Below are 26565 nucleotides of genomic sequence, written 5' to 3' on the forward strand. Positions count from 1 at the left end.
TGCAATTCGATTGCATGTCAAGTGGCATGTAAAATCGAATCATGAGCACGAACGATGACATTCAGGCGATCGCCGAGGCGCTCACCCGCCTGCAGTGGCGGCGCGGGCCCGGCGGACCGCGCGGATTCGGCCCCTTCGGCGGGTTCGGTGAGCACGGCGGCCCTGGCCAGGGCGGGGGCTTTGGTGAACGCGGTGGATTCGGAGACCGTGGTGGATTCGGTGGCGGTCGGAACTCAGACGATTTCCCCTTCGGCGGCAGGCGTCATCCCGGTGGGCCGTTCGCCGCACACGGCCGTGGGCGTGCGCTCATCCGTCTGCTCGTCTCACTCGTCCAGGCGGGCACGGCGCTGGGAGTCAGCGCACTCGGCGATGCGATCGGCGTCGATCAGCCTCGCGCGTCCAGGCTCGTGTCCCAAGGCGTCGAGCTCGGACTACTGCGTCGCGAGGCAGACCCGGATGATGCCCGGCGAACCCTCATCGCGCTGACGGACAAGGGCCGCGCGATCACCAACAGATTCCGCGGCGCCCAGCGTGACAACGTCGATCAGGCATTGAGCACATTCACCGAGGACGAACGGGCACAGCTGGCATCGCTGCTCACGCGTCTCGCCGACGCCTGGCCGAAATGAGCGATGGCCCGGCGGTTGTCCTCACCCTTCGGCGAGCTGTTTGAGTCTTTTGAGCGAGGCGAGCAGATTCGCCGCGGTCGTCGACTGCGCCCGCGACAGACGCTTCGGATCGCGCAGCTCGGTCCAGTCATAGGTGTGACGAACCAGGACCGAGTCGTCTCCGGTCGGTTCGATCTCCCACACCCACTTCTGACCGAACGGCTCTCCACCCACTTCGGAGGGCTTCCAGGCGATGAGCCTGCCCTCGGCGAAGTCGACGATGTGGTTCTCCCGGTCCACGCCCTTGGTCAGAGTCGTGACGAACGAGCTCCCGGCCCCCTGCACTCGCTGGCCCTCGACGGCCGAGCCGAGGTTGTCATTGCCGTCCCATTCCGGCTGACGCTGCGGGTCGGCGATGAGTTCGAAGACCGCCTCGGCGGGAGCTGAGATCTCGATCTCGGCGGTGACGACCTTGAGGACCGGATCGATCGAATCGAAGACGGAAGCATCGGGGGTCTGGTCGGTCATGGAGTCCTGCCTTCGTGTGTGGTCCAGCCTCGGCGTCGAGCTGAAGTGCGGAGTGGATCGGACACGGTCAGAATACACGGACCCGCCATCCAGGGCCCTGCGGGCGGGAACCCGCCGCCCCGTTCCTCGCGGGTGGGAGCCCGCCGCGTCAGTCCTCGAGGGCGCGGTCCTGTCGTTCGGCACGCAGGGCTGCGGTGCTGAAGCGGGTGAACATCCGGGAGGAGTCGCTCGACAGCGCCAGCAGCACCGCCACCTGCATGGCGATGGTCGTCAGCGCATACATGTTCGTCGCCAGGTCGCGGTCTCCGGTGAAGTAGTTCGTCATCGACACGATCACGGAGATCGTCGAGAGCGTGAGGATCCACAGCCTGGCCCGGTTGCTGCCGCGGAACACCGACGTCGAGGCGATGACCTGCAGACAACCGATGAGGATGCTGACGCCGACGAGGACTCCCGCGACGATGCGCGTGGCCGTGTCATCGCTGATGGCCGCGATGTCCGAGCTGTAGCCGACGACTTCGGAGCGCAGTCCGTTCCAATCGAGGAGCATACTGGTCACGTCCCACGCTTGGAAGAGCAGCAGGACGAGCACGAGGGCGGCCCCGACGACGGTCTGCAGCGGGCGCTGTCGCCACAGGGTCTTCGTCACTTCGGACACGCTGCGTGAATCGGAGTAGATGCGGGTGGCGTCGAGCGCCAGCTCCAGGCGTTCGGGATGGTCGGCTTCGTCGGCGACCACCTCGGTGACGTCCACGATCGGCAGGTGCCCGTCGGTGATGATCGCATCGCCGCCGCCGTTGCGGGAGTGGTATCCGGTGGAGAAGTCCTTGATCCGATCGACCGCGATCACTTCATTGGCACGGGTGACTGTATCGACGATGTGGTCTCGTTCGACGTCGGTGTTCTCTTCGATCTTGTGGGTGAACTGGAGGGTGAACAGGGAGATGCCGACGGCTTTGTCATAGGTTCCGGCGGCCAGCCAATCGGCCTGATGTCCGCCGGGCAGCAGCCATCCGCGCGGGCATTTCCAGAACCGCACATGGTGGCGCTGGCCCGGATCTCCATCGACTTCCTGCTGGTAGGCGAAGTCCTGACGGCGGCCGAACAGCAGCAGCGGGGACACCGGCGCCTGCGGGTAGCTGCGCTTCGTCACCGTCGACCGGATGATCTCCCACGTCGATGCGGGAGTGATGCTGTCGGCGAGGATCCATCCGGCTTCGCGCATCGCATGGTGGATCTGCGCTTCCTCACCACGCCAGGCGAGATTGACCGGATCGCCGAGCAGACCGTCAGAGGTGCGTGTGCGGCCGATGAAGTAGTTCGGCACATAGATCTGGGACAGGATGCGGTGCAGCCTGGGCAGAGCCAGATAGGACACGACTCCCCAGAACACGAGCAGCGTGAGCACCTGCCACCAGCCGAGGCTGAATCCCTTGAGCAGGATGAGCAGCGCCAGCCAAGTCGAGGCCGCACCGGCGAACAGGAAGAACAGGTAGTCGAGCACTCCGGTGGGCGTGAAGTGGTGTCGCCGATAGACGAACGGCTGCCGCAGCCGCCGCTTCTGCCCGACCGCCGCACCGGCCGCATCCGTTCCGTCCGTCGTCCCGCCCGTTGTCATGAGGGCCAGTTTAGTGATCCGGCAACAGCCACCGGAATGAGGAAGACCCGACATCCCTTCGCCGAGGCGGTCGGAACGCGGATTCCCACCGCCCCCTCACAGAGGCCGCCCGACCGAAATCGGTCAGGTTCGCTCTTTGTCCGATGTCTGCTCCCGTCGGCGTCGGTCGAGTGCGGCGAGTGCGGTGGCTGCGAGCTCCGGGCTGTCGTCGTCGCTGAGCTCGGCAATGAGGTCACTGCTGCGGTCGCCGGAGATCTCGAGGAGGACTTGGAGCACCCGGAACCGTATCTGGGGATCGTGCGAGTCCGCTTGTCGATGCAGTTCGGTGAGTACCCGTTCGCCGATGTCGGCAGTCGGTCCGGTCGCGTCGACGATGGTGCCGAGGGTCTCGGCCGCCTCGATGTCCTTCGGTCCGTTCATCGCCATGTCGAGCAGCACGGGCACAGCTTTCTCGTCACCTGAGCGGCCGAGGGTGAGCGCGGCGATGCTGCGGATATCAGAGTCGACATCGTCGAGTCCCTTGTCCAGTGCCTGACGGATCATCGATATCGAGCGTGAGTCGAGTTTCTCGTCCGGTGTGGTTCTGCGGATCTCGTCGAGGGCGAGCAGGGCATTGCGACGCACTTGGGCCGATGCGTCGTCCATTCCGACCACCACATGGGGCACGGCCTCGGCACCGGCTTGGGCGAGCGCCCACCGCATGGCCCCGGCCGCGTTGAGCACGGTCTCCTGCAGGACCGCCTGCGCCAAGGCCTCGATCGGCATTCCTCCGTCGACTCCGCTGCCGAGTGCGGCTTTGTGCCGTTGGATGACATCGCCGGATTCGAGAGAGCGCATGAGATCGATGGTGTACAGGAGAGACTCGCCGTCGGCTCGACCGAGCCGAGCGACGGACTGGAGGTGGTCGAGCAGACGCTGCTCGGCCGCGATCCGCTCACGTGCCTGGTCGATGAGGTCCCCGAGCACTGTGCCGGGGTCGAAGTCCGGCTCGGACAGCACCCGACCGACTTCGGTCAGAGACATCCCGAGTTTGCGCAGACCTTCGATGTGGAAGATGCGCCCGATGTCGGCGTCGGAGTACTCCCGGTAGCCGCCGGGCGTCCGCTGGCTGGGCGAGACGAGGCCCAATGATTCGTAGTGGCGCAGCATGCGTGCGCTCACACCGGAGCGCCGGGCCACTTCGCCGATGAGCATTGCCACCTCTTCTCTGCTGTCAGCCACTCTATGCCGCAATAGTGGCGCTCCGGGTGCATTGTTCCGAAGTTCTTCGATGCCTGGGACCTTTCGGACGTCGTTCAACGGTCGCAGGCGAATTTCGCACAGGTGCTGGAACCGCAAACTGAAGGAAGGGATCCGAGACCTCGGCCGTGCGCCGGCGGGCTTGCCCCACCCGTCGGCACACGCACGATCAGACCTTCCCTGTGCCGATCTAGACCGTGGCCTCGGACCCCAGTGCGACCACCCGCTTGGCTGCGTCCAAGGCGTGGGCGAAGCCGGCATCCGGGTCATCGAACATGTCCCGAGTCGCCATGGCGTGAGCCCGCACTGTGTCGTCCTCTGCATGAAGCCTCTCATCGACCACTGACACGAGATCCTCGCCGAGGGACACAATCGCTCGACTGAGGCTCTTCTGCATCTCGAGATCCCCTCGACCCAACTGTGTCACCAGGGCGGATGCCAGTTCTTCACGATCTTCACCGGGCACAAGGGCAACGGCGGCTCTCCACGCACTGCGGGCCACCTCGGTGTCGGTATGGGCGATGAGCGCGGTGCCGATCCGGGCCGGGTCCATGGGCGGCCAGGCACGCACGTCACCGATCTTCGACAGGGTGTGCAGGGATTGGCTGATCGCCTGCGACAGCGGCGAGTCGAGTTCGGCGACGAGGCGGGGAACGGTGTCGCCGGCGGGCAGCCGAGTGAGCGCCCAGGTGAGCATGTCGCGGACGAAGAAGTCCGGTTCGATGCGGCACCGGGCGATGAGCACGTCGAGGTCACGGGGCTCGGCTCGTGTGCCGATGGCCATCGCCGCCTGCAGGCGCTGCTGCGGGGTCGACGCACTCAGCGCTTCGATCATGGGGTCGCCGGTGTCGGTCCGGTGGTGTTTGAGTGGATGTGTCATGGTCTCCACCTCCTTGCCACCCAGTGAAGACCCTGACATCGTGTCAAGGTCAAGCGGATCAGACTCATCTCATTCCCAACCCTGGAGCGGAGCCTCGTATGGACAAGATCGATTTCAAGAGATCGCTGCCGAGTTTCCGCGCGAAGCAGGGGCGATTCGACCTCATCGAGGTGCCGGAATCGCAGTACCTCATGATCGATGGCCACGGAGACCCGAACACCTCGCCGGATTTCGCATCGGCGCTGACGAGCCTCTATCCGCTCGCCTATGGGCTGAAGTTCTTCAGCAAGCTCGAACTCGGCCGCGACTATGTCGTGCCTCCGCTCGAAGGGCTGTGGTGGGCTGATGATATGGCGGCGTTCACGAGTGCTCGGGACAAGTCAGCGTGGGACTTCACGCTCATGCTGCTCGTCCCGGACTGGTTGGACGCAGGCCACGTCGACGGCGTCATCGACACGGTCCGGGCGAAGGGATCGGCGCCCCGCCTCGGCGAGATCCGATTCGACACACTGCGGGAGGGAACGTGCGTCCAGACCCTGCATATCGGTCCCTTCGACGACGAAGGGCCCGTCCTCGAGCACATGCACGCCGATGTCATTCCCGAGGCAGGGATGACGATGGCGGGCAAGCATCACGAGATCTACCTCAGCGATGTTCGCCGGACCGCACCGGAGAAGCTGCGCACGATCCTCCGCCAGCCGGTGGCCCCGCAGGATCACCGAGGCTGATCCGGATCGGTGATCTGGACGGGCACCGTCGATGCTGCTCGCCCGTCCTACCAGGGACTCCGCCGGGACCCAACCTGCCCGACCGCTGCCGAAGAATCAGCCTCCGCTCGTCCAACCTCCGGACACCGGGGCAGTGGTGCTCGGACCGGGGCCGCCGTCCGAATCGGAATCGGAGGATGAGGATCCGATCGACGAGGAGTCCGAGGTCGGCGATGAACCTGTCGACGATGACTCCGCGGAGAGGAAGATGATGGCGACGAGGATGCCGGCAACGGTCAGGATGCCGACGGCGACGAAGGAGAAGACCACAATGAGACAGGTCATCAGAGGTGGGCGGTTGTTGCGCCGAACGATTCTCACCATGGTTCAAGCCTAAGCTGTGCGGGGCCTTCCGAAACCGGTCCGCGATCGGCTCCACTCGCACGCTCACCGCCGCCCGGCCGTGACCTTCCTGTGATAAAAACCTCGGCGTTGCCCCATGCACTCTTAAGTTTGTTGCATTATCGTTATATTCATGCCTCGTCTGACCTCATCTCGCAAGGGCCGCCGGTCCGTGCTCACTGGTGCCCTCATCGGGCTCGGGGCAGCAGTGATGGCACTGGTCGTGGGCGCCGTCATCATCCTCAATTCCCCCATTTCATTCGGTTCCACGAAGATCAGGCAGATGCAGATGGCTTCGGTCAACCAGCTCAGCGAACAGCAGATCGACAATGCTCGGCTCATCATCGGCGTCGGCCGCGGCGGCAACTTCGACGACCATGCGATCAGGATCGCCCTGATGACAGCGCTGCAGGAGTCCTCGCTGCGCAATCTGGATTCCGGCGACCGCGATTCGGTCGGCCTGTTCCAGCAGCGCCCGTCACAAGGCTGGGGCGAACCCCATCAGCTCACCGATCCCATCTACGCGGCCAAGGCGTTCTATGGGATCAACCCCGAGGTCGAGAACCCCGGCCTCAACCAGATCGACGGCTGGGATTCGATGTCACCGACCGAAGCGGCACAGTCCGTGCAGCGGTCGGCACTGCCGGACGCCTACGGTCAGTGGGAGTCCTTGGCCGATGACCTCCTCGGCTCGCAGGCCGACGTCGAAGCCCTCGACTGAGACGCGGGCAGCTCCGACCGCCCGAACCCCGCGACAGCCACGACCACTCCACAGTGCCGGATATCGCATGACCATCCCGGTTGTCCGGTAATCTGCACTCATGGCTTCCGTTCCCGATTCCGTTCCCGTCAATGACGACGTCGAGCAGCTCCTGCTCAATCCCGAGGACCATCTCGAAGCCATCACCGAGACTGCCGACCTCTTCAAGGCACTTGCCACACCCTCCCGGCTGAAGATGCTGCTCGTCCTCACCCACGGCGAGGCCACTGTCACCCACATCGTCGAGGCGACCGGACTGTCCCAGCCGCTGGTGTCCCAGCACCTGAAGTTCCTCCGCGGACTCCACCTCGTCGGAGTCAATCGGATCGGCCGCGAAGCCTACTATTCGCTCAAGGACGACCACGTCGCCCACATCATCGTCGACGCCATCGCCCACACGATCGAGGCCCACGAACACTGAGTTCCACCCGGGGCGCTGCTTCCGCAGCGATTCCTTCGCCGAGGCGGCCCACCGTTCCCAGCCCACAGCGGCGATCCTTCGCCGAGGCAGCCCACCCCTACCGACGTCGCCGACGTGTCAGGGCCTCGGGTCCTCCACCGACGACCCAGACGATGAGGGCCACGAGGACGGCACCGATCCACTGGCCCGCCTGCAGCCGCTCCCCGGCGACGAGGGATCCGAGCACCACTGCGGACAGCGGTTGGAGCAGCATGAGCGCCGCGGTCATCGGCACCGGCACCAGCGGACTGGAGATGCTCAGCAGCACCCACGACAGCGCCTGACCGCAGACGGCCAGGGCGATCATCCAGCCCCAACCGGCCCAGCCGAGGTCGAAATCGAGGCCGCCGAGGGTCAGCCCGGCGACGGCGGTCATCACGCCGGCCGCGATCGTGCCCACCTGGACCGGGGCGACGACGAAGTCTCCGGCGACCTTCCGGCTGTGGTGGATGCCGAAAATGTACACGCCGTAGAGCACACCGGACAGGACCCCGAAGATCGCTCCCCGCGTCGGATTCGCTGCCGTCTCGTCGGCGCCGAACACTCCCCCGGTCAGCAGCATGCCGATGATCATGATCGGCACGCAGCCGATGAATAGCCAACCCGGCCTTGAACCGCCGAACGCCCACACCAGCGCCGGAAACACGATCACTTGAACGCTGATGAGGACCGTGGACACGCCCAGACCGGCGTCGAGCACGCTCTGCGCCCACAGCACATAGTCGATTCCGAGCGCCGCTCCGGAGACCGCGGCGATGAGGATCGCCTTCGGCGGGAAACGGCCGTACCGTCGCAGCTCGAGCCACGCCAACGGGGCGAGCACAATGACCGCGATCCAACACCGCAGGAAGGCGGCGGTGGGGGCGATCGCCTCGGCGAGGATGACGAACAGTCCGGCCGATCCGAGCAGGACGGCAGCCAGGATGATGCCGAGCACCGGCAGGGCCTTCGGCGTGGGCGATGGCCCTCCCGCCCGCACATCCTCGGCGCTCATCGGGTCACCTCGTCGGGGCTCATCCCATGAAGTCGAGGATGCGGTCGATGGCTTCGGCCGTGCGGTCGGCGCCGACCGCCAGCGACAGGCGCACCGAACGGGAGCCGTCGACGGAGTCGAAGTCGTCACCGGGGGCGAGCGCGACGCCGGTGGCCTCGAGCACCTGCGCGCACCACTGGCCGGCGGTGGCAATTCCCGCGCGGTCAAGGATGTCGTCGACTCCGGCGTACATGTAGAAGGCGCCGTCGGGTGGAGCCATCTCGCCGAAGCCGAGGTCCGCGCGGGCACCCAGGACATGTTCGCGGGCACCGGCGAACGAGGCCACAGCGGCCTCGCATTCGGCATAGGACTCATCCGCAAAGGCTGCGACCGCCGCGTACTGTGCCGGCACCGGGGCGCACAGTGAGAGGTTGCCGGTGACGTTTTGGGCCGGGGCGACGAGTGCTTCGGGCAGGATCGCCCAGCCGAGTCGCCACCCGGTCATGCCCCAGTATTTGGAGAACGAGGAGATGACGATGGCAGAGTCGTCGTGGGCGAGTGCGCATTCTCCGCGGGTGCCGATATAGCTGATGCCGTGGTAGATCTCATCGGAGATCACCTGCACCCCGTTGGCCCGGCACCAGTCGACGATCCGGCCGAGCGCCTCGGGGCCGATCATCGTGCCCGTCGGGTTCGCAGGCGACGCGAGCATGAGCCCCTTGAGCGGGGCCTCCGCATGGGCGGCGGCCAAGAGGTCGACGGTGGGCTGGAACCCTTCGTCGGCACCGCAGTCGAGTTCGACGACCTCACAGCCGAGTGCGGCGAGGATGTTCTTGTACGCCCCGTACCCAGGTCGGGCCAGAGCCACCCGGTCGCCGACGTCGAAGCAGGTGAGGAACGTCGTCTGGAAGGCGCCGGAGGATCCGGTCGTCACGGCGATGCGGTCGGGTGCGATGTCGAGCCCGTACCAGTCGCGGTAGTGGGAGGCGATGGCTTCGCGCAGTTCGGGGATGCCGAAGATCGGCGAGTATCCGAGTCCAGTGCCGTCGGTCATGACCTCGGCGGCACGGGCGAGCACGGGACCGGGCGCGCCCTGGGTCGGTTCGCCCAAGCACATGGCGATGGTGTCACGACCGGCGCGCTGCATCTGCCCGACGGTGGCGACGATGCCCATCGCGGCGAACGGTTTGACGAGCCCGGATCGGGCGGAGGCGGCCGGACCGGAAACGGCGGAGGCACGGGTGGTGGGGTCCGCCTCGGCGGGGGTGGATGAGGTCATCGGTTCACTTCTTCTCACGCGGGAGGCGGCCGAGGGTGTAGAACTCCGGGTTCGGGAGCATTCCGGAGATGTGGGCCATGCGGTTGGACAGGCCGAAGAAGCCGGTGATCGCGGCGATGTCCCAGGCGTCTTCGGCGTCGAATCCGTGGTCGTTAAGCCTCTGGTGGTCGGCGTCTCCTACGGCCCACGGCTCTTCGCAGACCTTCACGGCGAAGTCGAGCATAGCCATCTGACGGGGGCTGATATCAGCCTGGCGGTAGTTCGTGGCGACGACATCGGCGATGAGCGCGTCTTTCTGGAAGATCCGCAGCATCGCTCCGTGCGCGACGACGCAGTAGAGGCAGTGATTGATCGCCGAGGTGGCCACGACGATCATCTCCCGATCGGCCTTGGTCAGGTTCCCCGTCTCCTTCTCCATGAGCGCGTCGTAGTAGGCGAAGAAAGCGCGGAATTCCTCCGGTCGGCGGGCCAGTGCGAGGAAGACGTTGGGCACGAAGCCCGACTTCTCGGCGACCTCGAGGATCTGGGCGCGGATGTCATCGTCGACGTTGTCGATGTCAGCAAGTGGGTATCGCATATCCCTCATGCTAGCCCGGGTGGATCGGTTCAAGTCGAGCCTGCTCAGGGCGATACAGTGAGTGCGTCAGGTCCGTCCCGGCTCTACCGCAAACCGCTCGCGTATCGAAGGAGATCACCATGACCGCAGACAAAGCAGCAGACACCGGTTCGACCGGCGAGGTCCAGCTCGACAACGGAGTGTTCCGGGTGACGAAGTGGACGATCCGCCCCGACGGCGTCATCCCGATGCACAAGCACGAGTATGAATACGTCGTCGTGCCGATGGTCACGGACGCGATGCTCGTGCGCAATTCGGACGGCACAGAGATCCGCGCCGAACTCGAGGCAGGAGTCTCCTACACGCGTCCGGCAGGGTCCGAGCACGAGGTCTCGAACCCCGGAGGCGGCGCCGACGTCGTCTTCGTCGAGGTCGAACGCCTCTGAACCAAGTAGTTCATAAAGCACGTTCCCTGTGGGTGGATCCACCTCGATTTCTGCCGCGATATCGGTGTGGATCCACCCACAAGAGACATTTCAGCTCGCGTCACATCACTCGAGCGCCTCAGAGGCGACGAGAAATCAGCCTCAGCGAGTGGGGATCTCCCAGGTGTGGACGGGCTTCCCTGTCGCCTGGTTCGCGAGGTAGGCATCCATCATCGCCGTGATGCCCTCGGCGCGTTCGGGCGATTCCTGGCGGCTGCCAGGCGCGAGGCTCTCGAGGGCCTTCAGCTGCCAGGTCGCACCGTTGACGCGGCTTTCGGCACGGCCTTCGATGATCGACATGTATTCGTCGATGACGTCCTTGTCGATGTTCAGTCGCGAGAGTCCGCGCCTGGCCTGCGGCGCGAGCACATCGGTGACGAGGTCGGCCACGCCGATGCGTCCGATCTTCGGCCAGGTCACCCGGGCCTCGATCCCATCCTTGGCGCAGGCGTTGAAGTTCTCCTCCGCCTCGGCGAATGACATCCGCGACCACACGGGGCGGTTCTCCCCGACGAGGAACTCGGCCAGGCCGTAGTAGAAGGCGGCGTCGGCAACCATGTCGACCGGGGTCGGACCGGCCGGAAGCAGGCGGTTCTCGACACGGATGTGCGCGCCGCCGTCGCCGGAGTTGTAGATGGGGCGGTTCCAACGCCACACCGTGCCGTTGTGGAGGTTGAGTTCGAAGAGCTTCGGGGCGTCGGCGGCACGGAATTCGACGAAGTCCTTGATCTCGGGCAGCAGCGGCGGGAAGTAGCGGACGTTCTCCTCGAAGAGGTCGAAGACGCTGGTGATCCACCGTTCGCCGAACCATACACGGGGACGCACGCCCTGGTTGACGAGTTCGGGCGTGCGGGTGTCGATGGACTGCGCGAAGATCGGGATCCGGGATTCGTGCCACAGCTTGCGGCCGACGAACAGCGGTGAGTTCGCTGCCATCGCCACCTGCGCCCCGGCGATCGCCTGCGAGGCGTTCCACGCGTCGGCGAAACGGTTCGGCGCCACCTGCAGGTGCAGCTGCATCGACGTGCAGGAGGATTCCGGAGCGATATCGGCGAACTCCGCCTTGTACCGCTCTTCACGACCGAGTTCGATGCGGACGTATTCGCCCCGGGCGTCGATGACCGAATTGCTCAGCGCCTCGTAGCGGTTCTCCTCCGTCATCCACTTCTCATCGGTGAGGAATTCGGTGGTCAGGGTCGGCAGGGTGCCGATCGACACCACCTTGAGTCCGTCCTCCTCGGCGGCCTTCTGCGCTTTCTCCAAGCGATGGGCGACACCGGCCTCCAAGGTCTTCAGCCCCCGCCCGGCCACTTGGAGCACCGGATGGTTGAGTTCGAGGTTGAAGCCGCCGATCTCGGACTGGTACTCGCCATCGAGTCGATCGAGCACCTCCTTGTTGCGCAGGCTCGGCTGATTGCCCTCGCCGACGAGGTTGAGCTCGAGTTCGAGCCCGATCGTGCCCGCCGATTTGAAATCCGCATGACGAAGGTAGGTATCGAAGAGCTCGAGATTCTCCGCGAGCTTCTCCCGATACAGTGTGCGTTCCTCCGGCGTGTACCGCTTCGAGCTGACTGCCTCACCCATAGGACTAGCAAACCACAGACGGCCGGGTTTGTGCGCGGGCGCGGTCCACAGGCATCATTCGGACACCTGCGATGTCGGCAACCGGCCTTCCGTAGACTCGCCCTATGACTTCGACCACATCATCTGCGCCCCAGCCCGCTGACTTCGTCGAACAGGCGAAGCGACGTCTGCCCGACATGCTCGCCGACATCGAACGGGTCATCTCCATCGAGACCCCCTCACACGACAAGGCGGCCGTGGCCGCAGGAGCACGGGACTTCGCCGCGCTCCTGGGGGACCGCCTCGGCGCCGAGGCGGAACTGCTCGAGGTCGACGGCACCGCCCACCTGCGTCTGCGCTTCGGCACCGGGCCGGCCCGCGTCGTCCTGCTCAACCACCAGGACACGGTGTGGCCGCACGGCACCCTCGACCGCATCCCGTTCTCCACCGAGGACGGCATCCTCCGCGGTCCCGGCAGCTTCGACATGCTCACCGGGGCGATCATGAGCGTGCACGCGACCGCGATGGTGGCCGACCACCTCGGCGAGGGCGGACTGGACGGTCTGTCGATCCTCGTCACCGGCGATGAGGAGATCGGATCCGTGTCCTCGTCGAACCTCATCCGCGCCGAGGCAGCCGAGGCGAAGGCCGTGTTCGTCATGGAGGCGAGCGCGGGCGGGGCGCTCAAACTCGAGCGGAAGGGCACGAGCAACTACGTGCTGAAGTTCACCGGCAAGGCCTCGCACGCGGGGCTCGAACCGGAGAAGGGCATCAACGCGGGAATGGCCCTGGCTCTGACTCTGCCGTTGGTGGCTGACCTGGCCGACGCCGAGGCGGAGACGACGGTGGTGCCGACCGTGATCAGCGCGGGGACCACGTCGAACACCGTGCCGGCCGAGGCCCGGGTGGACATCGATGTGCGAGCCCGGACTGCGGCTGAGCTCGAACGCGTGGATGCGCAGATCCGTGAGTTGGCTGCGAAGCCGCAGGTGGAGGGCTCGATGACGGAGGTGCTCGGCGGGATCAACCGGCCTCCGTTCGAACCTGAGCAGTCGGCTGTGCTCTTCGAGCGGGCGACGGCCCTCGCCGGCGAACTCGGGCTGCCCGCGCCGCAGGGAGTGTCCGTGGGCGGCGCCTCGGACGGGAACTTCACCGCCGGTGACGGCATCGCCACCCTCGACGGTCTGGGCGCCGTCGGCGATGGGGCCCACGCCGAACACGAACACGCCGTCGTCGACGAGATCGCTCCGCGCACCGCGCTGCTGGCCGCTCTCATCGCCGATCAGCTGCAGGGCTGAAGCGGAGCGGCGAGCTGCTGCCTTTCGCTGCTGCCGTAGTTCCCAGACACCGACAGTGCGCCGGGGCCTTCCCTCCGTAGTTAAGTGTGCGCAGATTGCCAGTTTCGAGCCGAAAATGTGCAATCTGCGCACAGTTGACTGTCGGCAGCAGGACTTCAGTCGACCGGGTAACCCGCCGCGCGCATCTGATCCGGTGATTTCAGCGTGAACAGCCAGTCACGCAGGCGCGGATCCGGCCGAATCGCCGTCCGCGCGTACAGCCGATCTTCACCGACGAGGTAGTAGTGGTAGCCGTGCTCGCCGAGGTGGCCCATGAGTTCGCGTGGTTTCGCGCGGTCATCGAGGACTTCGCAGAGGATGTCCGGGTACAGCGCAGCGAGGAAGTCCTGGCCGTGAGCGAAGACGTCGTTCTCACCGCCTTCGACGTCGATCTTCACCGTCACGCGCGGTGCCTCTCCCCGCCTTGAAACGTCAGGAACACCTTCCCCGGCGTGCAGCTGCGGATCTCGCTCCGACGCCTCGGCCAGCACCTCGGGCAGGAGTGCGTCGAGGGAGGTGAAGCGCACCTCGGCGTCGGAGTCGAAGCGCATATCGGAGGAGTAGAACGACGGCAGCGCCGATCCTCCGTCCCCGATGGGCACCTTCATCCAGGTGTCGGGGCTGCCTACCCCGGTCGGGTGGACGGTCACGCGGCTGTTGAAGCCGTTGCGTTCGACGTTCTTCTCCACACCCGCGACGACGGCGGGGATGATCTCGAAGACGTGGGCGCGCACATTCTCGTTCGCGGCGAGGACTGCCATGGTGAAGACCCCGGTGTAGGCGCCGATGTCGAGGAAGACATCGGCATCGGCGCTGAGCGCGACCATGAGGTCGAGGGCGAACGCGTCTTCGGGTTCGGTGCGTCTGCCCCTTCCCCAGTAGAACTCCTTGGCGATCTCGCAGCGGAACGGCTCGACGAGGATGAAGTCCGCTCCGCCCGCTCTCCCGCGGATTTCGGTGAGTTCGATGGGGGCGGGGAGACGACCGATCTTCAGCCCTCTGATCCGGGGCGCGATCGTTCGCAGCAGAGGGTGGAGCGCAGGTTGTGCGAGGGCGGTCTTGACCGGCAGCTTGAGGCCAAACCAGGACTGTCTGCGCGCGGTGAAAGTGCGCAGGTGGTCATTCACGACGGTTGCCCCCTTGCTGACAGGAAGACTTTTGTTCACACTATCAATCGCCGGCCCGCCGCTCCAAGGTTCTGCATTAGGTTTAGGCCGAGACTCACCCACTAATCCGGCACCGTGGCATGATCAGATTCGCCGATGAGGATCCCGGCTGTAGACCTGGTAGACCATTGGCTTACCGTCCAGGTGCTGGTCGGTCGTGGATCGATACGTGCCCATGAACTCGAAGCCCAATCTGCTCACGACGCCAATCGAAGCTGTGTTTCCTTCCTCGATCCGTGCGATCGCGCGCGACCCAATTTCCTCGGCTGCGATGATTTCGCAGATGATTTCTACCGCGGCAGTCGCAATTCCTCGGCGGCGAGCCCAAGGATGGATTGAGTAAGACACGTTGACATCGCCTTTCGCAGGCAAGTCAGCGAGGTCCGGATCGCACTCAATATAGCCAGCCAAACGTTCATCCGCCCAAATCCCGAACCCTCTGGCACCGAGTCCGCTGGACGCGTTGTTCGCCAATCGCTCGAAGTGTTGGCGGGTGGACTCCTCGGTGCCATACTCGCCAGTCAACCAGCGAACTGTCTCGGCATCCTCGCCGAGGTTATGAGCCACGATGTCGGCTGGCGTCAGTGCTTTCAACTCGATCATGGGATGGGTTTCCTCATATTCGGATGCCCTGATCGTCTCCGAGCTCGGACCAAGAGTCAAGGCTGTCGTCTGCGGCCACGGAGCAGTACAGATCAACTCGGCGCGGACCGCTGGCATAAGGTGGAAGCGAAGACCCATCCGCCCCGTTGCAAAGCAGGAGCCCGGCATATGAAGCTCAAGTCAGTCACCCTCCACCAAGTCTCGATTCCTCTCGTCACCCCGTTCGAGACCTCGTTCATGCGGGAGACGGAGAAGGACTGCTACCTCGTCGAGGCTGTCTTCGACACCCCGCAAGGTGAGATCACCGGGTGGGGAGAGTCCGTGGCGATGATCTCTCCGCTCTACTCCTCCGAATATGTGGCCGCCGGCATCGATGTCACTCGCCGCTGGCTGGCACCGCTGCTCTTCGACGTCGAAAATCTCACTGCGGAGACCGTCGGCTGGCACCTGCGTCATGTCATCGGCCACCCGATGGCGAAGTCGGCTCTGGAGATGGCCGTCATCGAGGCCCAGCTCAAGCTCAACAACCAGTCGTTCAAGGACTACCTCGGCGGAGTGGTCAACTCCGTGCCTTCAGGAGTTTCGGTGGGCATTCAGGATTCCGTCGAGGAGACCGTCAAGGTCATCGGCGGCTACCTCGAAGAGGGCTACGCCCGGATCAAGCTGAAGATCAAACCCGGCAAGGACATCGCCCCGGTGGCCGCCGTGCGCAAGGCCTTCGGCGACGATTTCGGCTTCCAGGTCGACGCGAACGCCGCCTACACCCTCGTCGATGCCGCACACCTGCGTCGCCTCGACGACTACGGTCTCCTGCTCATCGAACAGCCCCTCGGCGAAGCCGACATCCGCCAGCACGCCGAGCTCGCCAAGCTCATGGACACTCCGATGTGCCTCGACGAGTCGATCGTCTCCGCCGAGGCTGCCGCGGACGCGATCATGCTCGGCGCCACCTCGGTGATCAACATCAAGCCAGGACGGGTCGGCGGGTTCGTCGAGGCGAAGAAGATCCACGATCTCGCCGCCGCCCACGGCGTCGCCGTCTGGCACGGCGGAATGGTCGAGACCGGCCTGGGGCGGGCGGCGAATGCGGCGCTGGCATCACTGCCGGGCTTCACCCTGCCCGGCGACATCTCCGGCTCGAATCGGTTCTTCCACGAGGACATCACAGAGGAGATCGTCATGTACGACGGCAAGGTCGACGTGCCCACCGGCATAGGCTTCGGCGTCTCCATCGACCCGGCCAAGCTCGAACGCTTCCGCACCGAATCAGTGGAAATCCTGCCCGGACAGTAGGACGACGCATTTCAGCAAGTAAACTAGTTTTGAAGAGAACAAAATGTAATTGAGGTTGAGCAACAGACAACTAGGGACGATGCAGAAGTCTCAATGTTCAAACTTGTGCAGTTTCGGGAAGGATAGCGATGTATTGCCCAAACCCTGGTTGCCGAACTGAACTTTCGAGCGACGATCTCTTCTGCCGACGATGTGGCACACCTGTCGATTCCTCGAGGCCGGACTCAGCCGTCCAGAACAGCCAGGGCATCAATACTGGCGACATTCATTCTGGCAATTTCATTCAAGCTGGACGCGATGTCCATTTTACGAATCATGCGGAAGAAGAAACGGCCACATACGAACCGAAATGGTCGTGGAAAAGTCCGCTTACGCTCGCAGTTCTCACTTGGATTTCTGTTGTTCTTGGGATATTCAGTCTAATATCGGGCTGGCAAGGAATTAGCTCACTCGTCACTTCATTCAAGAGTGGACTAACCGGGCAACCGCCTTCATACGGCTGGCTGATTACATTTGCCGTGACAGTCGTCGCGTTAATTCTGTTCATAGAACTGCGACGCATAACCAAACACAGAACTCAACATTTCTCCGCGTGGTCTTTTTTACCATCCGTTACTGGCTGGGGCGGGAAAATTGGCCTCGCCAAGCTTCAAGGCAAGTGCCCAAAATGCGATGGAGACCTGCGCTTCTACAACAAGCCAACCGAATGGGTTACTGATTACCAATCAGGACGCACAAAAGTAACCAAACGCACCGCCGCCGCGGAATGCAATAGAAACCCGGACCACTGGTGGACCGTGGATCGCGCCGACGGAGAGTGACGAGTGGAAATTTCCATGGCACTTGTGTCCGCAATCGCTGGGCCGATAGCTACCCTTTTACTCGGAGCCTGGGTTGGCCACATGCTCACAGCCCAACGAGAACGAAACTCCGCAAGACGCGAACGCGCCGTAGAATGCCTGACTTCAGCCTACAGAGATCTGACGAACCCACGTGCGATCAAAATAGACGAACTGCGACGAATCCTGAACGAACTGATCCTATTCGGAAACTCCGATGTAGTACGAGCCTCAATCGACATGCGCAAGGCGCTTGATGAAGGCGGAAGAGATTTCGTCCTCAGCCGTCTCTCTGCGCGCCTACGGCTCAATGTTCGCGATGAACTAGGACTGCCGAATGAGTCGAATTTGTGGGCACCCGCCTTAAGAGTGAATTTCAAGAACGATTCTTAACACCCTCTTCCCTTCAGTCGTGGGTGTGAGTCTCCTCGGCGGCGTCCTTCGCCCGGTCGAACTGGAACGTCGAGTGTTCGATCGCGATCTTGTGGTGCTCTGTCAGGCATTCCTGCAGAGCCTTGAGGATGCGCGGAGCATGCCCGTCATAGAAGCATTCATCCGCGAGAACGACATGAGCGGTGAGCACCGGCAGATTCGAGTCGATGCGCGTGATGTGGAGGTCGTGGACTTCCTGCACATGTTCGACTGCCTCGAGATGCTCGCGGACCTTGTCGAGGTCGAGCTCCTTCGGCGCCTCTTCGAGCAGGATCGATCCGGTCTCGCGCAGGATGGCGAACGCCCTGGGGACGATGAGCGCCGCGATGACCAGAGCAGCCACGGCGTCGGCCCGGTCCCAGCCGAAGAGCCAGATCGCCAGGGCTGCGAAGATCACGGCCACCGAGCCGAGCGCATCGGCGATGACCTCGAGGAATGCGGCCTTGAGATTGAGGGAGTCTTCCTTCGAGGAGCTGAGGATGACGATGGAGACGAGGTTGCCCACGAGGCCGATGGCACCGAAGAGCAGCAGGCCCGGTCCGGGCACCTCCGGCGGGACGAAGAACCGCTGGATGCCTTCGATGAGGCTGTAGACACCGAGCCCCAACAGCAGAGTCGCCTGGGCACCGGCCGCAAGCACTTCCGCCCGACGGAACCCCCAGGTCTTCTGTCCGCCCGTCGGTTTGCTGACCAAGCTCGCCGCGAAGAGTGCGATGCCGATGCCGATGAGATCGACGGCGTTGTGGCCGGTGTCGATGAGCAGCGCGAGACTGCCCGTGACCACCGAGCCGATGAGCTGAAACACGAAGATCGTCGCGACGATGCCGAAGACGATCCGCAGCTGCCGCCGCGAACCTGAACCATGTGCATGATCGTGAGCCATAGATACCTCCTCGACTCAAAACATTAACATATGCACATTTGTTTATGCATCTGATCGACCTCCACGAAAGAAGCGGCCGACGAGGATGTCCTCGGCGGCCGCTGCCTGCACGATGTGGGCGCCCCTCACCCGGGGCGGCGGTCAGTCCTGGGCGCCCTTGCCGTCGTCGTCCTGTTCGCCGCCGGGCTCATCGCCGTCGGGCGAGGCGTTGCCTTCGCCCGAGTTCGAAGCCGAGCTCGGACCCGCCTCCGAGCCGGCCCCGGACGCGCCTGTACCGCTCTCGTCGAGGCGACGCTTCGCCTCATCGATATAGGCCTGCACATCGAAGCCTGTGGCCTTCTTCACCTCGTCGCCGATCCGGTCGAGGTCGACGCCGCTGTCATCGAGGAAGGCCTTCGGATCGAATCCCGTGCCTGTCGATCGCGGTCCCGCCGACGCACCATCTGCGACGACTCCGTCGACGATCTCGTCGGAGGCGCGGTCCGCCCCAGACGTGCCATCGGGAGCAGTCCCGCCAGAACCACCGGCCCCGCCGTCTCCACCGGGCTCACCCGAACCATCACCACTCGAGCCAGCTCCGCCGGAGCCCTTCGCCTTGGCGACGAGGTCGGTGAGGTCGACACCGGTCGTTCCGCGCACGACCTCGAGGACCTGCGAGAGGTTGTTCGACACGGAATTCGCAAGTTTCGACTCGCCATCGGTGGACACGATCGAGAGGTCCTTGATGTTCGCGTACGGAGCGACGAGTTCGCCTGCCACGCTCGGCAGCACCTCGAGCACCTTCGACAGCACGGCCGCATCGTTGAACTGCTTGTAGGCCTCGGCCTGTGCACGCAGCGCCTCGGCTTCGGCTTCACCGCGGGCACGAATCGCATCGGCCTCAGCTTCACCTTCGAGGCGGATGGCCTCGGCGTCCTTCGAGCGACGGTGGAGCTCGGCGGCGGCCTCGGCCCGGCCCTGCGCCTCGATCTCATATGCACGGGCATCGGCCGCGGCCTGCTGCCGGTAGCGTTCGGCGTCGGCCGGTCGGCGCACCTCGGCGTCGAGCTGTTCGGCACGCAGCTCCGCGGCTTCCTTCGCCACGATCCGATCCTTTTCGAGCAGCTTCTGCTTCTCGGCCGCCGCGGCCAACGGACCGGCGTTGTCTGCCGTGGCCTGCCGCTGATCGGCCTCTTCCTTCAGCGCGGCCCGGCGCAGGGCCAGCTGCTGCTGCTGTTCGGCGATCGCCTGATCGGTGAGCGCCTGCTGCTTCTGGGTCTCCTCGTTCTGCTGCGCCTGTTCGACGGCCGAAGCACGGCCGGCGTTCGCCTCGGCGATGGCTGCGTTCTTCGCCACTTCGGCGGCCTGCGGACGACCCCAGTCGCGCAGGTAGCTGCCTTCGTCCTCGACGGCAGAGATCTGGAAGGTGTCGATGATGAGGCCCTGATTGTTCATCGAGTGCGCGGACTCTTCCTGCACCTGCGCGGCGAAAGAAGCGCGGTCCTGGATGATCTGCTCGACGGTGAGCGTGCCGACCACTGCGCGCAGGGTACCCGAGAGGATCTCCTTCGAGTAGTGGTCGATCTGGTCCTGCTGATCGAGGAAGCGCTGTGCGGCCTTGCGCACATCGTCTTCGGTGCCGCCGACCTTGACCTGGGCGACGCCGCGCAGACGCAGGGCGATGCCGTTGATGGAGATGCCGTCGATCTCGACGGAGATCTGCCGCGAGGACAGTGAAAGGATGAACGCCTTCTGCACGATCGGGTAGACGACCGAGCGGCCCCCGATGACGATGCGACCGGTTCCCGAAGCGCCCGAGGCGTTCCGGCCGGTGATGATGAGCGCCTCGGACGGTGAAGCGATCTTGTAGGAGCGCAGGATCACGAACAGCGCGATCAGGATGATGATCACGAGGACGCCGATTCCTCCGGCGCCTAAGAGCAGGTCCATCAGTGGGCCTTTCATCGCGGTGGGGTGTGCCGACCGGCCGATCGCCGGCCGGCCCCTTTCATCCTAGGCCAGCCCACTGGCACGCAACAGGGTGGAAACCCTCGCGCTGAAAGGCAGAATCTCGCCGAGGCGGCCCACCTGACCGCTGATCGCGCGGTGGAAGCCTTCCCTCACACCACCGATGCAGTGATCAAGTTCACTTGCCCCATTCCCACGGCGGTCCGGCGATGAGCAGACCCGAGAAGACGAGGACGACGAAGATGACGCCGATGCCGATGGCCGCCCATGGGAAGCGGATGCACCACGAGGTGAGCTTCTCGAACCAAGTCTGCGGGGTGCGGCCGTTGCGACCCAGACCCCAATCGCCCTCGAGGGACCCGGTCTTCTCCACTGAACGCTCGAAGGGAATCGTGGCATACGGAATGATCGCCGATCCGAGGCCCGTGGCGATGCGGCGCTTGCTCCACTGCTGCGAAGTGCCGACGCCGATGACGGCGATGACGAAGCAGATGAAGATGAAGCCGTGGATGCCTCCGCCGATCCGCACACCCACATCGGTGGTGTGGGTGACGTACTTGAGGAACATGCCGATGAGCAGCAGAGTCCAGGTGACGGTCTCGGCGATGGCGAAGAAGGTGAAGAAGCGTTTGGGAGTCACAGAAGACCATTGTGCCCGGACAAGGTGAACGCCCCCTGAGGAGCGCCGCCAGGTGAGTCGCTCGATCTCAGATCTGGTTCAGGGCAGACTCAGCTGCGTCATCGGCGCCGGATTCGAACCGCGGCCATCGTCATCTTCGCAGACGAGAACGGCCCGATACGGGCCGGCGACCGCCTCCAGTCACCGGCCCACGTCGGGCCGTCCGTGCCGTTCAGGGCACGTTGTCTCGGATGCCGCTCAGCTGCGGCGGCGGCGTGAACCCAGCGTCATCGCCAGACCGAGCACGATGAGCGCTCCGGCCGAGAGGATCAGCGGCAGGGCTTCGTTACCGGTGCGCGGCAGATCTCCTCCGCCGCCACCGTTGCCGCCGTCACCGGCACCCGGCCCGTCACCCTCGGCGACGACCTCGAAGGATCCGGTCAGCGGATTCCCGCCTTCACAGTCGACCGTGACGTCGTAGGTGCCGATGTAGCTGTCGACCATCGACGCATCGAGTCCGCGGACTCCGAATCGAGCGGTGCCGTCGGCTCCGACCTCGGCAGTCTGTTCAAACGTCTCGATCTTCCCGTTGTTCGGGGTCACCGTCATCGTCGCGGTGGAGTCGGCGGTGCAGCCGGTGGCCGCGACCTGGACTCCCTTCTCGCTGACGAAGTCCGGCGCCTCGATCGTCTTCGGATCGATGCTCAGAGCCCGCTCATCAGGAGCCTCGGTCGGCGTCTCCGTGGGCGGATCAGTGGGATCCGTGGGCGGAGTCGTCGGATCGGTGGGAGGATCCGTCGGCGCGTCGGTGAGGTCATAGGCCAACGTGTGGACGGCGAAACCGATGGCGGGAGCGAAGATGTCGATGGATTCCTTGCTCACGTTCTCGATCGTGTCCGTGGACTGGTGGTAGTTCGTGTCGTGCTTCTCACCGACGGTGCCGCCGAACATCTCGGCTTCCTCGGCGGTCTTCGTGCCGTCAGCACCGGAGAACAGGCCGCTGGCAGGGATCCCGTTGTCGATGAACGCCTGGTAGTCCGAGCGCCCGGAGAAGTCGGTGCCGACGTTGGGCTGGTCGATATCGGCGAAGTAGTCGGTGAAGACCTTCTCGAGTTCGGCCGAGCCTTCGGGAACGTTGACGCCGTCGGGAATCGGCACATCTGAGCCATCCGAGTCGAGTGTGCCGACGATGTAGTTGTCGGACCCGATCATGTCGAAGTTCATGTACGACTTGATCTTGCCCAGCTCGGCATCGTCGAGGCTCTCCACGTAGTGTGTCGAACCGACGAGTCCCTCCTCCTCGGCTCCCCACCAACCGAAGCGGATGGCGTTGTCGACATCGGTCGGCTGTTTCGCGAGCGCCTCGGCGGAAGCGAGCAGCGCCGCAGATCCCGAACCGTTGTCGTTGACGCCGGGACCTTCGGCCACGCCGTCGAGGTGGGCGCCGAACATCTGGACGTTGTCGTGGTCGCCGGCCTTGGTCTCGGCGATGACGTTCCATGTCGTCGAGGTCACATACTCGGTCTCGAGCGTGAAGTCGGCCGTGAGCACGGCGGCCGCTGCGGCATCGCTGCCGGCCTCAGCTTCGTCGCCCGTCGTTTCGTCGGCGTCGTCGGCTTCACTCGCCTCGCCTCCGCCGGCGAGGCCGTTGCCGGCCTCGGTGCCGGCGTTCTCAGTCGCACCCTCGGCCTCCGCTGCGTCCTCGACCTTGGAAAGGAGATCCTGGCCGACCTTGTAGGTCACCGTCACGGTCGGGGTGCCATTCTCAATCCGCTTGCCGAGGGTTGCGTTGAGCTCCTCGTCGGGATTGTCGGCGTCATTGTTGTAGATGATGAGTGCGGCGGCACCGGCATCGGTGGCGGCCTGCGCCTTCTCGCCGAATGAGCACTCTCCGCGGGAGGCGAGGACGAGCGCGCCTTCAGCAGACTCATCGTAATCATCGGCAGAGCAGCCGAGCTGCCCGCCCGCAAGGTCGCTGTTGTCATCATCGACCGGCAGGACCACGGGTATGCCAGTCAGCGGTTCTTCGGTCGCCTCGGTGTAGCTTGCGGTGTTGACATCGACCTTCTCGCCGTCGACGACAACCTCGACCGTGCCGTCCTTCTGCTGTTCGTGCTCGAAGGCCTGACGCTTCACATCGAAGGCACCGGTCGCCTCGAGGGTGGATTCGACGTATTCCACGGCTTCTTCGTAGCCGGGCGTGCCCAGCGCGCGGAATCCTTCATCCGCATGCGAGGTGGAGATGTCGGAGATCTTCTGCAGATGCTCCATCACGGCGTCGCCGTTGACGCCCATATCGGTGTGTTCAGTCGGCCCCGCGGTGCCCGCCGCCAGTGCCGGGCTCACCCCGCCGAGGACCAGTCCGGCCGTGGCGGTGACCGCCAGCCAGCTCTTCGTGCGCAACTTCATGGAGTTCCTTTCGCTCCTTTGTCTGTGTCCAGAGGAATCGCACATGACGGCGCACCGGAAGCGACCGGCGCGGCATGACTCCTCGGCCATACCGGTGCCGGCCCATCTACGGCTGCACTTGCGGGGGAAGCTCGATTCTGACGCTTCGCCATGATTCGTCGTTGGTAACGAATCACATGCTTCTATAACGAAACGGTGACACAACTCACATTGGTCATTAATCTAACGCACCCCAGCGGGCTTTAATGTTACGAATTGATAACAACCGGTCACTGATTGATTTCGCACGCGCGGACTGTCTGCGGTTCACATGCGGATTCTCTGCGGCGACTGTGGCCGCACCACCGGTCACTCCCGCGACGCCCCGGCCTCACCTGCTGCCTGCCCGCGCATCGCACCGCGCAACCCGGCCCGTCTTCTCAGCCCCCTCACGGCCGCCCGTGCCGGAATCAGACCGCACGACTAGACTTGGACCAGTGACGACCAATGACTCCGCAGGAGGGACTCCGCCCGCCTCCCCCGACCGGCGGACCATTCGCCGCTGGCAGCGCTACCTCGCCAACGAGCGGCTCGAGGAACGGGTGTATCGCAACCTCGCCGAACGCCGCAAGGGCGAAGACCGCGAGATCCTGCTCAGCCTCGCCGCAGCGGAATCCCGGCATCAGGAGCATTGGATCTCCCTCCTCGGTGAACACGCCCAGAAGCGCCGCTCCGCCGATCTCGTCACCCGCTGCCTGGCGTTCCTCGGCCGCATGTTCGGCTCCGTGTTCGTCCTCGCCCTGGCTCAGCAGTCCGAGACGAGCTCGCCGTATGACGAAGACGAAGCCGCCTCGGCCGAGATGGCCGCCGATGAACGCATCCACGCCGAGGTGGTCCGCGCCCTGGCCGCCCGTTCCCGTGCCCGCCTGTCGGGGAACTTCCGTGCCGCCGTCTTCGGCGCCAACGACGGCTTGGTCTCGAACCTCGCCCTCGTCCTCGGTGTCGGCGCGGCTGGAGTCTCGAACACCGTCATCCTGCTCACCGGCGTGTCCGGACTGCTCGCCGGAGCCCTGTCGATGGGAGCCGGCGAGTACATCTCGGTGCGCTCCCAGCGCGAACTCCTCGACGCCTCCACTCCGGATCCCGAGTCCCGGCACGCTCTGGCCGACCTCAACATCGACGCCAACGAGCTCGCTCTCGTCTTCCGCGCCCGCGGAATGGAAGCCCGCGAAGCCGAGGCCCGCGCCAACCGCACGATCGCGGCGGCGAAGAACAAACAGGCACCGAGGCTGCCGAACCTCGACTCCGAAGTCGACCGCGACGAATTGGGCACCGGCCTCGGCGCCGCCCTTTCAAGCTTCTGCTTCTTCTCCTCCGGCGCGCTCATCCCGATCCTGCCCTACATCTTCGGCATGTCCGGACTGCCCGCCGTGTTCCTGTCCGCCGGCCTCGTCGGCATCGCACTGCTGTTCACCGGCGGCATCGTCGGCCTGCTCTCCGGCAAATCGCCCGGCCCCCGCGCCCTGCGCCAACTCGGCATCGGCTTCGGCGCCGCTGCCGTGACCTACGCCCTCGGCCTGCTCTTCGGAGGTACCGCATGACCGATCCGCTCATCCTCGTCAACCCTGCCACCGGCACGTTCGAACTCACCGACCTGCGTTCCGCCCAACTGCCCGTCACAGACCTCTCCGCTCATCGTGGGGACGGGATCTTCGAAACCGTACTGGTGAGCGTGGGTGCGCACGGTGCCACCGTGGTGTCGCGGGAACGGCACTTCACCCGGTTCCGCGCGTCCGCCTCGGCGCTGGATCTGCCCGATCCTGACCAAGGACTGTGGGATCGGGTCATCGATTCCCTCATCGCCGAGGTAGCCGCCGCCGATCCCGAGAATGTCGAGTTCGGGATCCGCTACGCTCTCTCCCGCGGGGAGCAGGACGCGAACGGCGCATTCCGGGGCCGCGGGTGGGCCTTTCCCGTGCCCGTCGACGACCACATCCGTACAGCTCGGGAGCAAGGTGTCACCGCCGTCAGCCTCGACCGCGGATTCGACGCCTATATCGGCAGCAAGGCACCGTGGCTGCTCATCGGCGCGAAGACTCTGTCCTATGCGGTCAATCAGGCCGCCGGCCGCTATGCCGCGGCCAACGACGCCGATGAGGCGCTTTTCGTCTCCCATGACGGAATCGTGCTCGAAGGACCGACCGCGAATCTCATCATCCGCCGAGGCGACCACCTGCTCACTCCGAATCCGGATGCGGGCCTGCTGTCGGGAACGACGCAGCGCCTCATCTTCGATCATGCGGAGGAACTGGGCCTGAGCGCCGAGTATGCCGACCTGAGCCTCGACGACGTCAAGGCGGCGGATGGGGCTTGGTACGTCTCGTCGATGCGCACGGCGGTCGCGCTGCGCGAACTCGACGGGAACGCGATCTCAGTCGATCAGACTCTGACTGACAGGTTCCAGGAGATCATCCGCGGACGGTGAGGCCGTGGGAGCCGCCGGCTCAGAGCGGCGGCAGGCGCCTTCGGGGATGCTCTGCCCCGGGGTGGCCGGACTCTGGGCGCCTTCGGGGATGCTCTGCCCCGAGCCCTCAGGCTCGGGGCAGAGCGTCGGCGGGTTTCGCCGAGGGGAGAGTGAAGGCGAGAACGAGCCCGAGGATGCAGGCGGCGCAGCTGATCAGCCACACCGGCCAGAAGACGCCGGACATTCCCGGCAGCAGCGCAAGCAGGAATCCGAGGGCGCCACAGACGAACAGTCCGGTGACGACGCGCGTCTTCCACTTCCTCAGCATCGTGTGCCTTTCTCTTCACGTTTCGACCCAGACCTTCCCTTGCCCGATCGAAGCGTGCTCTCACGCTATCTCCCCCGGCCTGCCCGGCACATCCCCCAAAAGTATGAAATGAGCGAACTTTCTCGACCTCGTTCAATCTCGGGTGGCCTCGCGCGCATCGTCCTGCGTTAGTGTTGACTCCGACGGAATACGTTCCCGCGTCTCGTAA

Annotated in this window: 25 protein-coding genes; 9 read left to right on the forward strand and 16 right to left on the reverse strand. The window is 64.7% G+C overall.

Features of this window, described 5'->3' with window-relative positions; genetic code table 11:
* Window positions 1-41: 41 nt before the first annotated feature.
* Window positions 42-629: a MarR family winged helix-turn-helix transcriptional regulator gene (locus AC239G_RS17515; protein ID WP_248284011.1), complete on the forward strand. Its 588-nt coding sequence runs from the start codon at window positions 42-44 to the stop codon at window positions 627-629.
* A 21-nt stretch (window positions 630-650) separates the two neighbouring features.
* Here AC239G_RS17515 and AC239G_RS17520 read toward each other — a convergent pair whose 3' ends face one another.
* The 4 genes from AC239G_RS17520 to AC239G_RS17535 form a co-directional block, all read right to left on the reverse strand.
* Window positions 651-1136, reverse strand: a complete 486-nt coding sequence (locus AC239G_RS17520; RefSeq protein WP_139469020.1) for an SRPBCC family protein — start codon at window positions 1134-1136, stop codon at window positions 651-653.
* Between the two features lie 148 nt (window positions 1137-1284).
* Window positions 1285-2754, reverse strand: coding sequence for an LssY C-terminal domain-containing protein (locus AC239G_RS17525; RefSeq protein ID WP_434592155.1), 1470 nt, complete (start codon window positions 2752-2754; stop codon window positions 1285-1287).
* Between the two features lie 123 nt (window positions 2755-2877).
* Window positions 2878-3975: a MerR family transcriptional regulator gene (locus AC239G_RS17530; protein WP_434592158.1), complete on the reverse strand. Its 1098-nt coding sequence runs from the start codon at window positions 3973-3975 to the stop codon at window positions 2878-2880.
* A gap of 208 nt (window positions 3976-4183) precedes the next feature.
* Window positions 4184-4873, reverse strand: coding sequence for a HEAT repeat domain-containing protein (locus tag AC239G_RS17535; RefSeq protein WP_181271504.1), 690 nt, complete (start codon window positions 4871-4873; stop codon window positions 4184-4186).
* A 98-nt stretch (window positions 4874-4971) separates the two neighbouring features.
* Between AC239G_RS17535 and AC239G_RS17540 the strand changes: the two genes are divergently transcribed.
* Window positions 4972-5601 carry a GyrI-like domain-containing protein gene (locus tag AC239G_RS17540; RefSeq protein WP_487489409.1) on the forward strand — a complete coding sequence of 210 codons (630 nt, stop codon included), beginning with the start codon at window positions 4972-4974 and terminating at the stop codon, window positions 5599-5601.
* 96 nt (window positions 5602-5697) lie between these two features.
* On the opposite strand, the gene AC239G_RS17545 is transcribed toward AC239G_RS17540, so the two are convergent.
* Complete coding sequence (locus AC239G_RS17545; RefSeq protein ID WP_139469017.1) at window positions 5698-5964, reverse strand: hypothetical protein; 267 nt, start codon at window positions 5962-5964, stop codon at window positions 5698-5700.
* A 151-nt stretch (window positions 5965-6115) separates the two neighbouring features.
* Here AC239G_RS17545 and AC239G_RS17550 point away from each other — a divergent pair, with 151 nt between their 5' ends.
* Window positions 6116-6703, forward strand: coding sequence for a peptidoglycan-binding protein (locus tag AC239G_RS17550; protein ID WP_487489410.1), 588 nt, complete (start codon window positions 6116-6118; stop codon window positions 6701-6703).
* Between the two features lie 100 nt (window positions 6704-6803).
* Complete coding sequence (locus tag AC239G_RS17555) at window positions 6804-7163, forward strand: ArsR/SmtB family transcription factor (protein ID WP_101546621.1); 360 nt, start codon at window positions 6804-6806, stop codon at window positions 7161-7163.
* Window positions 7164-7260: 97 nt separating this feature from the next.
* On the opposite strand, the gene AC239G_RS17560 is transcribed toward AC239G_RS17555, so the two are convergent.
* Genes AC239G_RS17560 through AC239G_RS17570 form a run of 3 tightly spaced genes read right to left on the reverse strand, consistent with a single transcriptional unit; the run spans window position 7261 to window position 10031 of the window.
* On the reverse strand, window positions 7261-8196 hold the full coding sequence (locus AC239G_RS17560; RefSeq protein ID WP_487489411.1) for a DMT family transporter: 936 nt from the start codon (window positions 8194-8196) through the stop codon (window positions 7261-7263).
* Window positions 8197-8215: 19 nt separating this feature from the next.
* The gene (locus tag AC239G_RS17565; protein ID WP_487489412.1) at window positions 8216-9454 is read right to left on the reverse strand and encodes a pyridoxal phosphate-dependent aminotransferase; all 1239 of its coding nucleotides are present in this window, start codon (window positions 9452-9454) and stop codon (window positions 8216-8218) included.
* 4 nt (window positions 9455-9458) lie between these two features.
* Window positions 9459-10031, reverse strand: a complete 573-nt coding sequence (locus tag AC239G_RS17570; RefSeq protein ID WP_434592177.1) for a peroxidase-related enzyme — start codon at window positions 10029-10031, stop codon at window positions 9459-9461.
* Between the two features lie 119 nt (window positions 10032-10150).
* On the opposite strand from AC239G_RS17570, the gene AC239G_RS17575 reads away from it, so the two are divergent.
* Window positions 10151-10456 carry a cupin domain-containing protein gene (locus AC239G_RS17575; RefSeq protein ID WP_434592180.1) on the forward strand — a complete coding sequence of 102 codons (306 nt, stop codon included), beginning with the start codon at window positions 10151-10153 and terminating at the stop codon, window positions 10454-10456.
* 141 nt (window positions 10457-10597) lie between these two features.
* Here AC239G_RS17575 and AC239G_RS17580 read toward each other — a convergent pair whose 3' ends face one another.
* Entirely contained in the window at window positions 10598-12079 is a 1482-nt protein-coding gene (locus tag AC239G_RS17580) for a glutamate-cysteine ligase family protein (protein ID WP_487489413.1), read from the reverse strand.
* Window positions 12080-12183: 104 nt separating this feature from the next.
* Here AC239G_RS17580 and AC239G_RS17585 point away from each other — a divergent pair, with 104 nt between their 5' ends.
* Window positions 12184-13356: a M20 family metallopeptidase gene (locus AC239G_RS17585; RefSeq protein ID WP_487489414.1), complete on the forward strand. Its 1173-nt coding sequence runs from the start codon at window positions 12184-12186 to the stop codon at window positions 13354-13356.
* Window positions 13357-13511: 155 nt separating this feature from the next.
* Here the strand turns inward: AC239G_RS17585 and AC239G_RS17590 are convergent, their stop codons facing one another.
* Together AC239G_RS17590 and AC239G_RS17595 are read right to left on the reverse strand one after the other, a co-directional pair.
* Window positions 13512-14522, reverse strand: a complete 1011-nt coding sequence (locus tag AC239G_RS17590) for a class I SAM-dependent methyltransferase (protein ID WP_487489415.1) — start codon at window positions 14520-14522, stop codon at window positions 13512-13514.
* Window positions 14523-14645: 123 nt separating this feature from the next.
* On the reverse strand, window positions 14646-15164 hold the full coding sequence (locus tag AC239G_RS17595; RefSeq protein ID WP_487489416.1) for a GNAT family N-acetyltransferase: 519 nt from the start codon (window positions 15162-15164) through the stop codon (window positions 14646-14648).
* Between the two features lie 168 nt (window positions 15165-15332).
* Between AC239G_RS17595 and menC the strand changes: the two genes are divergently transcribed.
* Window positions 15333-16457: an o-succinylbenzoate synthase gene (gene menC / locus AC239G_RS17600; protein ID WP_487489417.1), complete on the forward strand. Its 1125-nt coding sequence runs from the start codon at window positions 15333-15335 to the stop codon at window positions 16455-16457.
* A gap of 1245 nt (window positions 16458-17702) precedes the next feature.
* Here the strand turns inward: menC and AC239G_RS17605 are convergent.
* From AC239G_RS17605 to AC239G_RS17620, 4 genes are all read right to left on the reverse strand, one after another.
* Complete coding sequence (locus tag AC239G_RS17605) at window positions 17703-18611, reverse strand: cation diffusion facilitator family transporter (RefSeq protein WP_482400930.1); 909 nt, start codon at window positions 18609-18611, stop codon at window positions 17703-17705.
* A 141-nt stretch (window positions 18612-18752) separates the two neighbouring features.
* Window positions 18753-20540, reverse strand: a complete 1788-nt coding sequence (locus tag AC239G_RS17610; protein ID WP_487489418.1) for a flotillin family protein — start codon at window positions 20538-20540, stop codon at window positions 18753-18755.
* A 196-nt stretch (window positions 20541-20736) separates the two neighbouring features.
* Window positions 20737-21198, reverse strand: a complete 462-nt coding sequence (locus tag AC239G_RS17615) for a DUF3817 domain-containing protein (RefSeq protein WP_487489419.1) — start codon at window positions 21196-21198, stop codon at window positions 20737-20739.
* Between the two features lie 237 nt (window positions 21199-21435).
* Window positions 21436-23586 carry a M28 family peptidase gene (locus AC239G_RS17620; protein WP_487489420.1) on the reverse strand — a complete coding sequence of 717 codons (2151 nt, stop codon included), beginning with the start codon at window positions 23584-23586 and terminating at the stop codon, window positions 21436-21438.
* Between the two features lie 476 nt (window positions 23587-24062).
* Between AC239G_RS17620 and AC239G_RS17625 the strand changes: the two genes are divergently transcribed.
* Together AC239G_RS17625 and AC239G_RS17630 are read left to right on the forward strand one after the other, a co-directional pair.
* Window positions 24063-25166, forward strand: coding sequence for a VIT1/CCC1 transporter family protein (locus AC239G_RS17625; RefSeq protein WP_139469001.1), 1104 nt, complete (start codon window positions 24063-24065; stop codon window positions 25164-25166).
* Window positions 25163-26050, forward strand: a complete 888-nt coding sequence (locus AC239G_RS17630; protein WP_487489421.1) for an aminotransferase class IV — start codon at window positions 25163-25165, stop codon at window positions 26048-26050. The genes AC239G_RS17625 and AC239G_RS17630 overlap by 4 nt, the downstream gene beginning before the upstream one ends.
* 106 nt (window positions 26051-26156) lie before the next feature.
* Here AC239G_RS17630 and AC239G_RS17635 read toward each other — a convergent pair whose 3' ends face one another.
* Entirely contained in the window at window positions 26157-26357 is a 201-nt protein-coding gene (locus AC239G_RS17635; protein WP_139468999.1) for a hypothetical protein, read from the reverse strand.
* Window positions 26358-26565: the final 208 nt, after the last annotated feature.

It is taken from the genome of Brevibacterium sp. Lmc1, assembly GCF_057654315.1.

Excerpts from the sequence above, each read along its gene's own strand:
- AC239G_RS17515 (WP_248284011.1), top strand. The coding sequence starts at position 42 with ATGAGCACGAACGATGACATTCAGGCGATCGCCGAGGCGCTCACCCGC.
- AC239G_RS17520 (WP_139469020.1), bottom strand. The coding sequence starts at position 1,136 with ATGACCGACCAGACCCCCGATGCTTCCGTCTTCGATTCGATCGATCCG.
- AC239G_RS17525 (WP_434592155.1), bottom strand. The coding sequence starts at position 2,754 with ATGACAACGGGCGGGACGACGGACGGAACGGATGCGGCCGGTGCGGCG.
- AC239G_RS17535 (WP_181271504.1), bottom strand. The coding sequence starts at position 4,873 with ATGACACATCCACTCAAACACCACCGGACCGACACCGGCGACCCCATG.
- AC239G_RS17540 (WP_487489409.1), top strand. The coding sequence starts at position 4,972 with ATGGACAAGATCGATTTCAAGAGATCGCTGCCGAGTTTCCGCGCGAAG.
- AC239G_RS17545 (WP_139469017.1), bottom strand. The coding sequence starts at position 5,964 with ATGGTGAGAATCGTTCGGCGCAACAACCGCCCACCTCTGATGACCTGT.
- AC239G_RS17550 (WP_487489410.1), top strand. The coding sequence starts at position 6,116 with ATGCCTCGTCTGACCTCATCTCGCAAGGGCCGCCGGTCCGTGCTCACT.
- AC239G_RS17555 (WP_101546621.1), top strand. The coding sequence starts at position 6,804 with ATGGCTTCCGTTCCCGATTCCGTTCCCGTCAATGACGACGTCGAGCAG.
- AC239G_RS17560 (WP_487489411.1), bottom strand. The coding sequence starts at position 8,196 with ATGAGCGCCGAGGATGTGCGGGCGGGAGGGCCATCGCCCACGCCGAAG.
- AC239G_RS17565 (WP_487489412.1), bottom strand. The coding sequence starts at position 9,454 with ATGACCTCATCCACCCCCGCCGAGGCGGACCCCACCACCCGTGCCTCC.
- AC239G_RS17570 (WP_434592177.1), bottom strand. The coding sequence starts at position 10,031 with ATGCGATACCCACTTGCTGACATCGACAACGTCGACGATGACATCCGC.
- AC239G_RS17575 (WP_434592180.1), top strand. The coding sequence starts at position 10,151 with ATGACCGCAGACAAAGCAGCAGACACCGGTTCGACCGGCGAGGTCCAG.
- AC239G_RS17580 (WP_487489413.1), bottom strand. The coding sequence starts at position 12,079 with ATGGGTGAGGCAGTCAGCTCGAAGCGGTACACGCCGGAGGAACGCACA.
- AC239G_RS17585 (WP_487489414.1), top strand. The coding sequence starts at position 12,184 with ATGACTTCGACCACATCATCTGCGCCCCAGCCCGCTGACTTCGTCGAA.
- AC239G_RS17595 (WP_487489416.1), bottom strand. The coding sequence starts at position 15,164 with ATGATCGAGTTGAAAGCACTGACGCCAGCCGACATCGTGGCTCATAAC.
- menC (WP_487489417.1), top strand. The coding sequence starts at position 15,333 with ATGAAGCTCAAGTCAGTCACCCTCCACCAAGTCTCGATTCCTCTCGTC.
- AC239G_RS17605 (WP_482400930.1), bottom strand. The coding sequence starts at position 18,611 with ATGGCTCACGATCATGCACATGGTTCAGGTTCGCGGCGGCAGCTGCGG.
- AC239G_RS17610 (WP_487489418.1), bottom strand. The coding sequence starts at position 20,540 with ATGGACCTGCTCTTAGGCGCCGGAGGAATCGGCGTCCTCGTGATCATC.
- AC239G_RS17620 (WP_487489420.1), bottom strand. The coding sequence starts at position 23,586 with ATGAAGTTGCGCACGAAGAGCTGGCTGGCGGTCACCGCCACGGCCGGA.
- AC239G_RS17630 (WP_487489421.1), top strand. The coding sequence starts at position 25,163 with ATGACCGATCCGCTCATCCTCGTCAACCCTGCCACCGGCACGTTCGAA.
- AC239G_RS17635 (WP_139468999.1), bottom strand. The coding sequence starts at position 26,357 with ATGCTGAGGAAGTGGAAGACGCGCGTCGTCACCGGACTGTTCGTCTGT.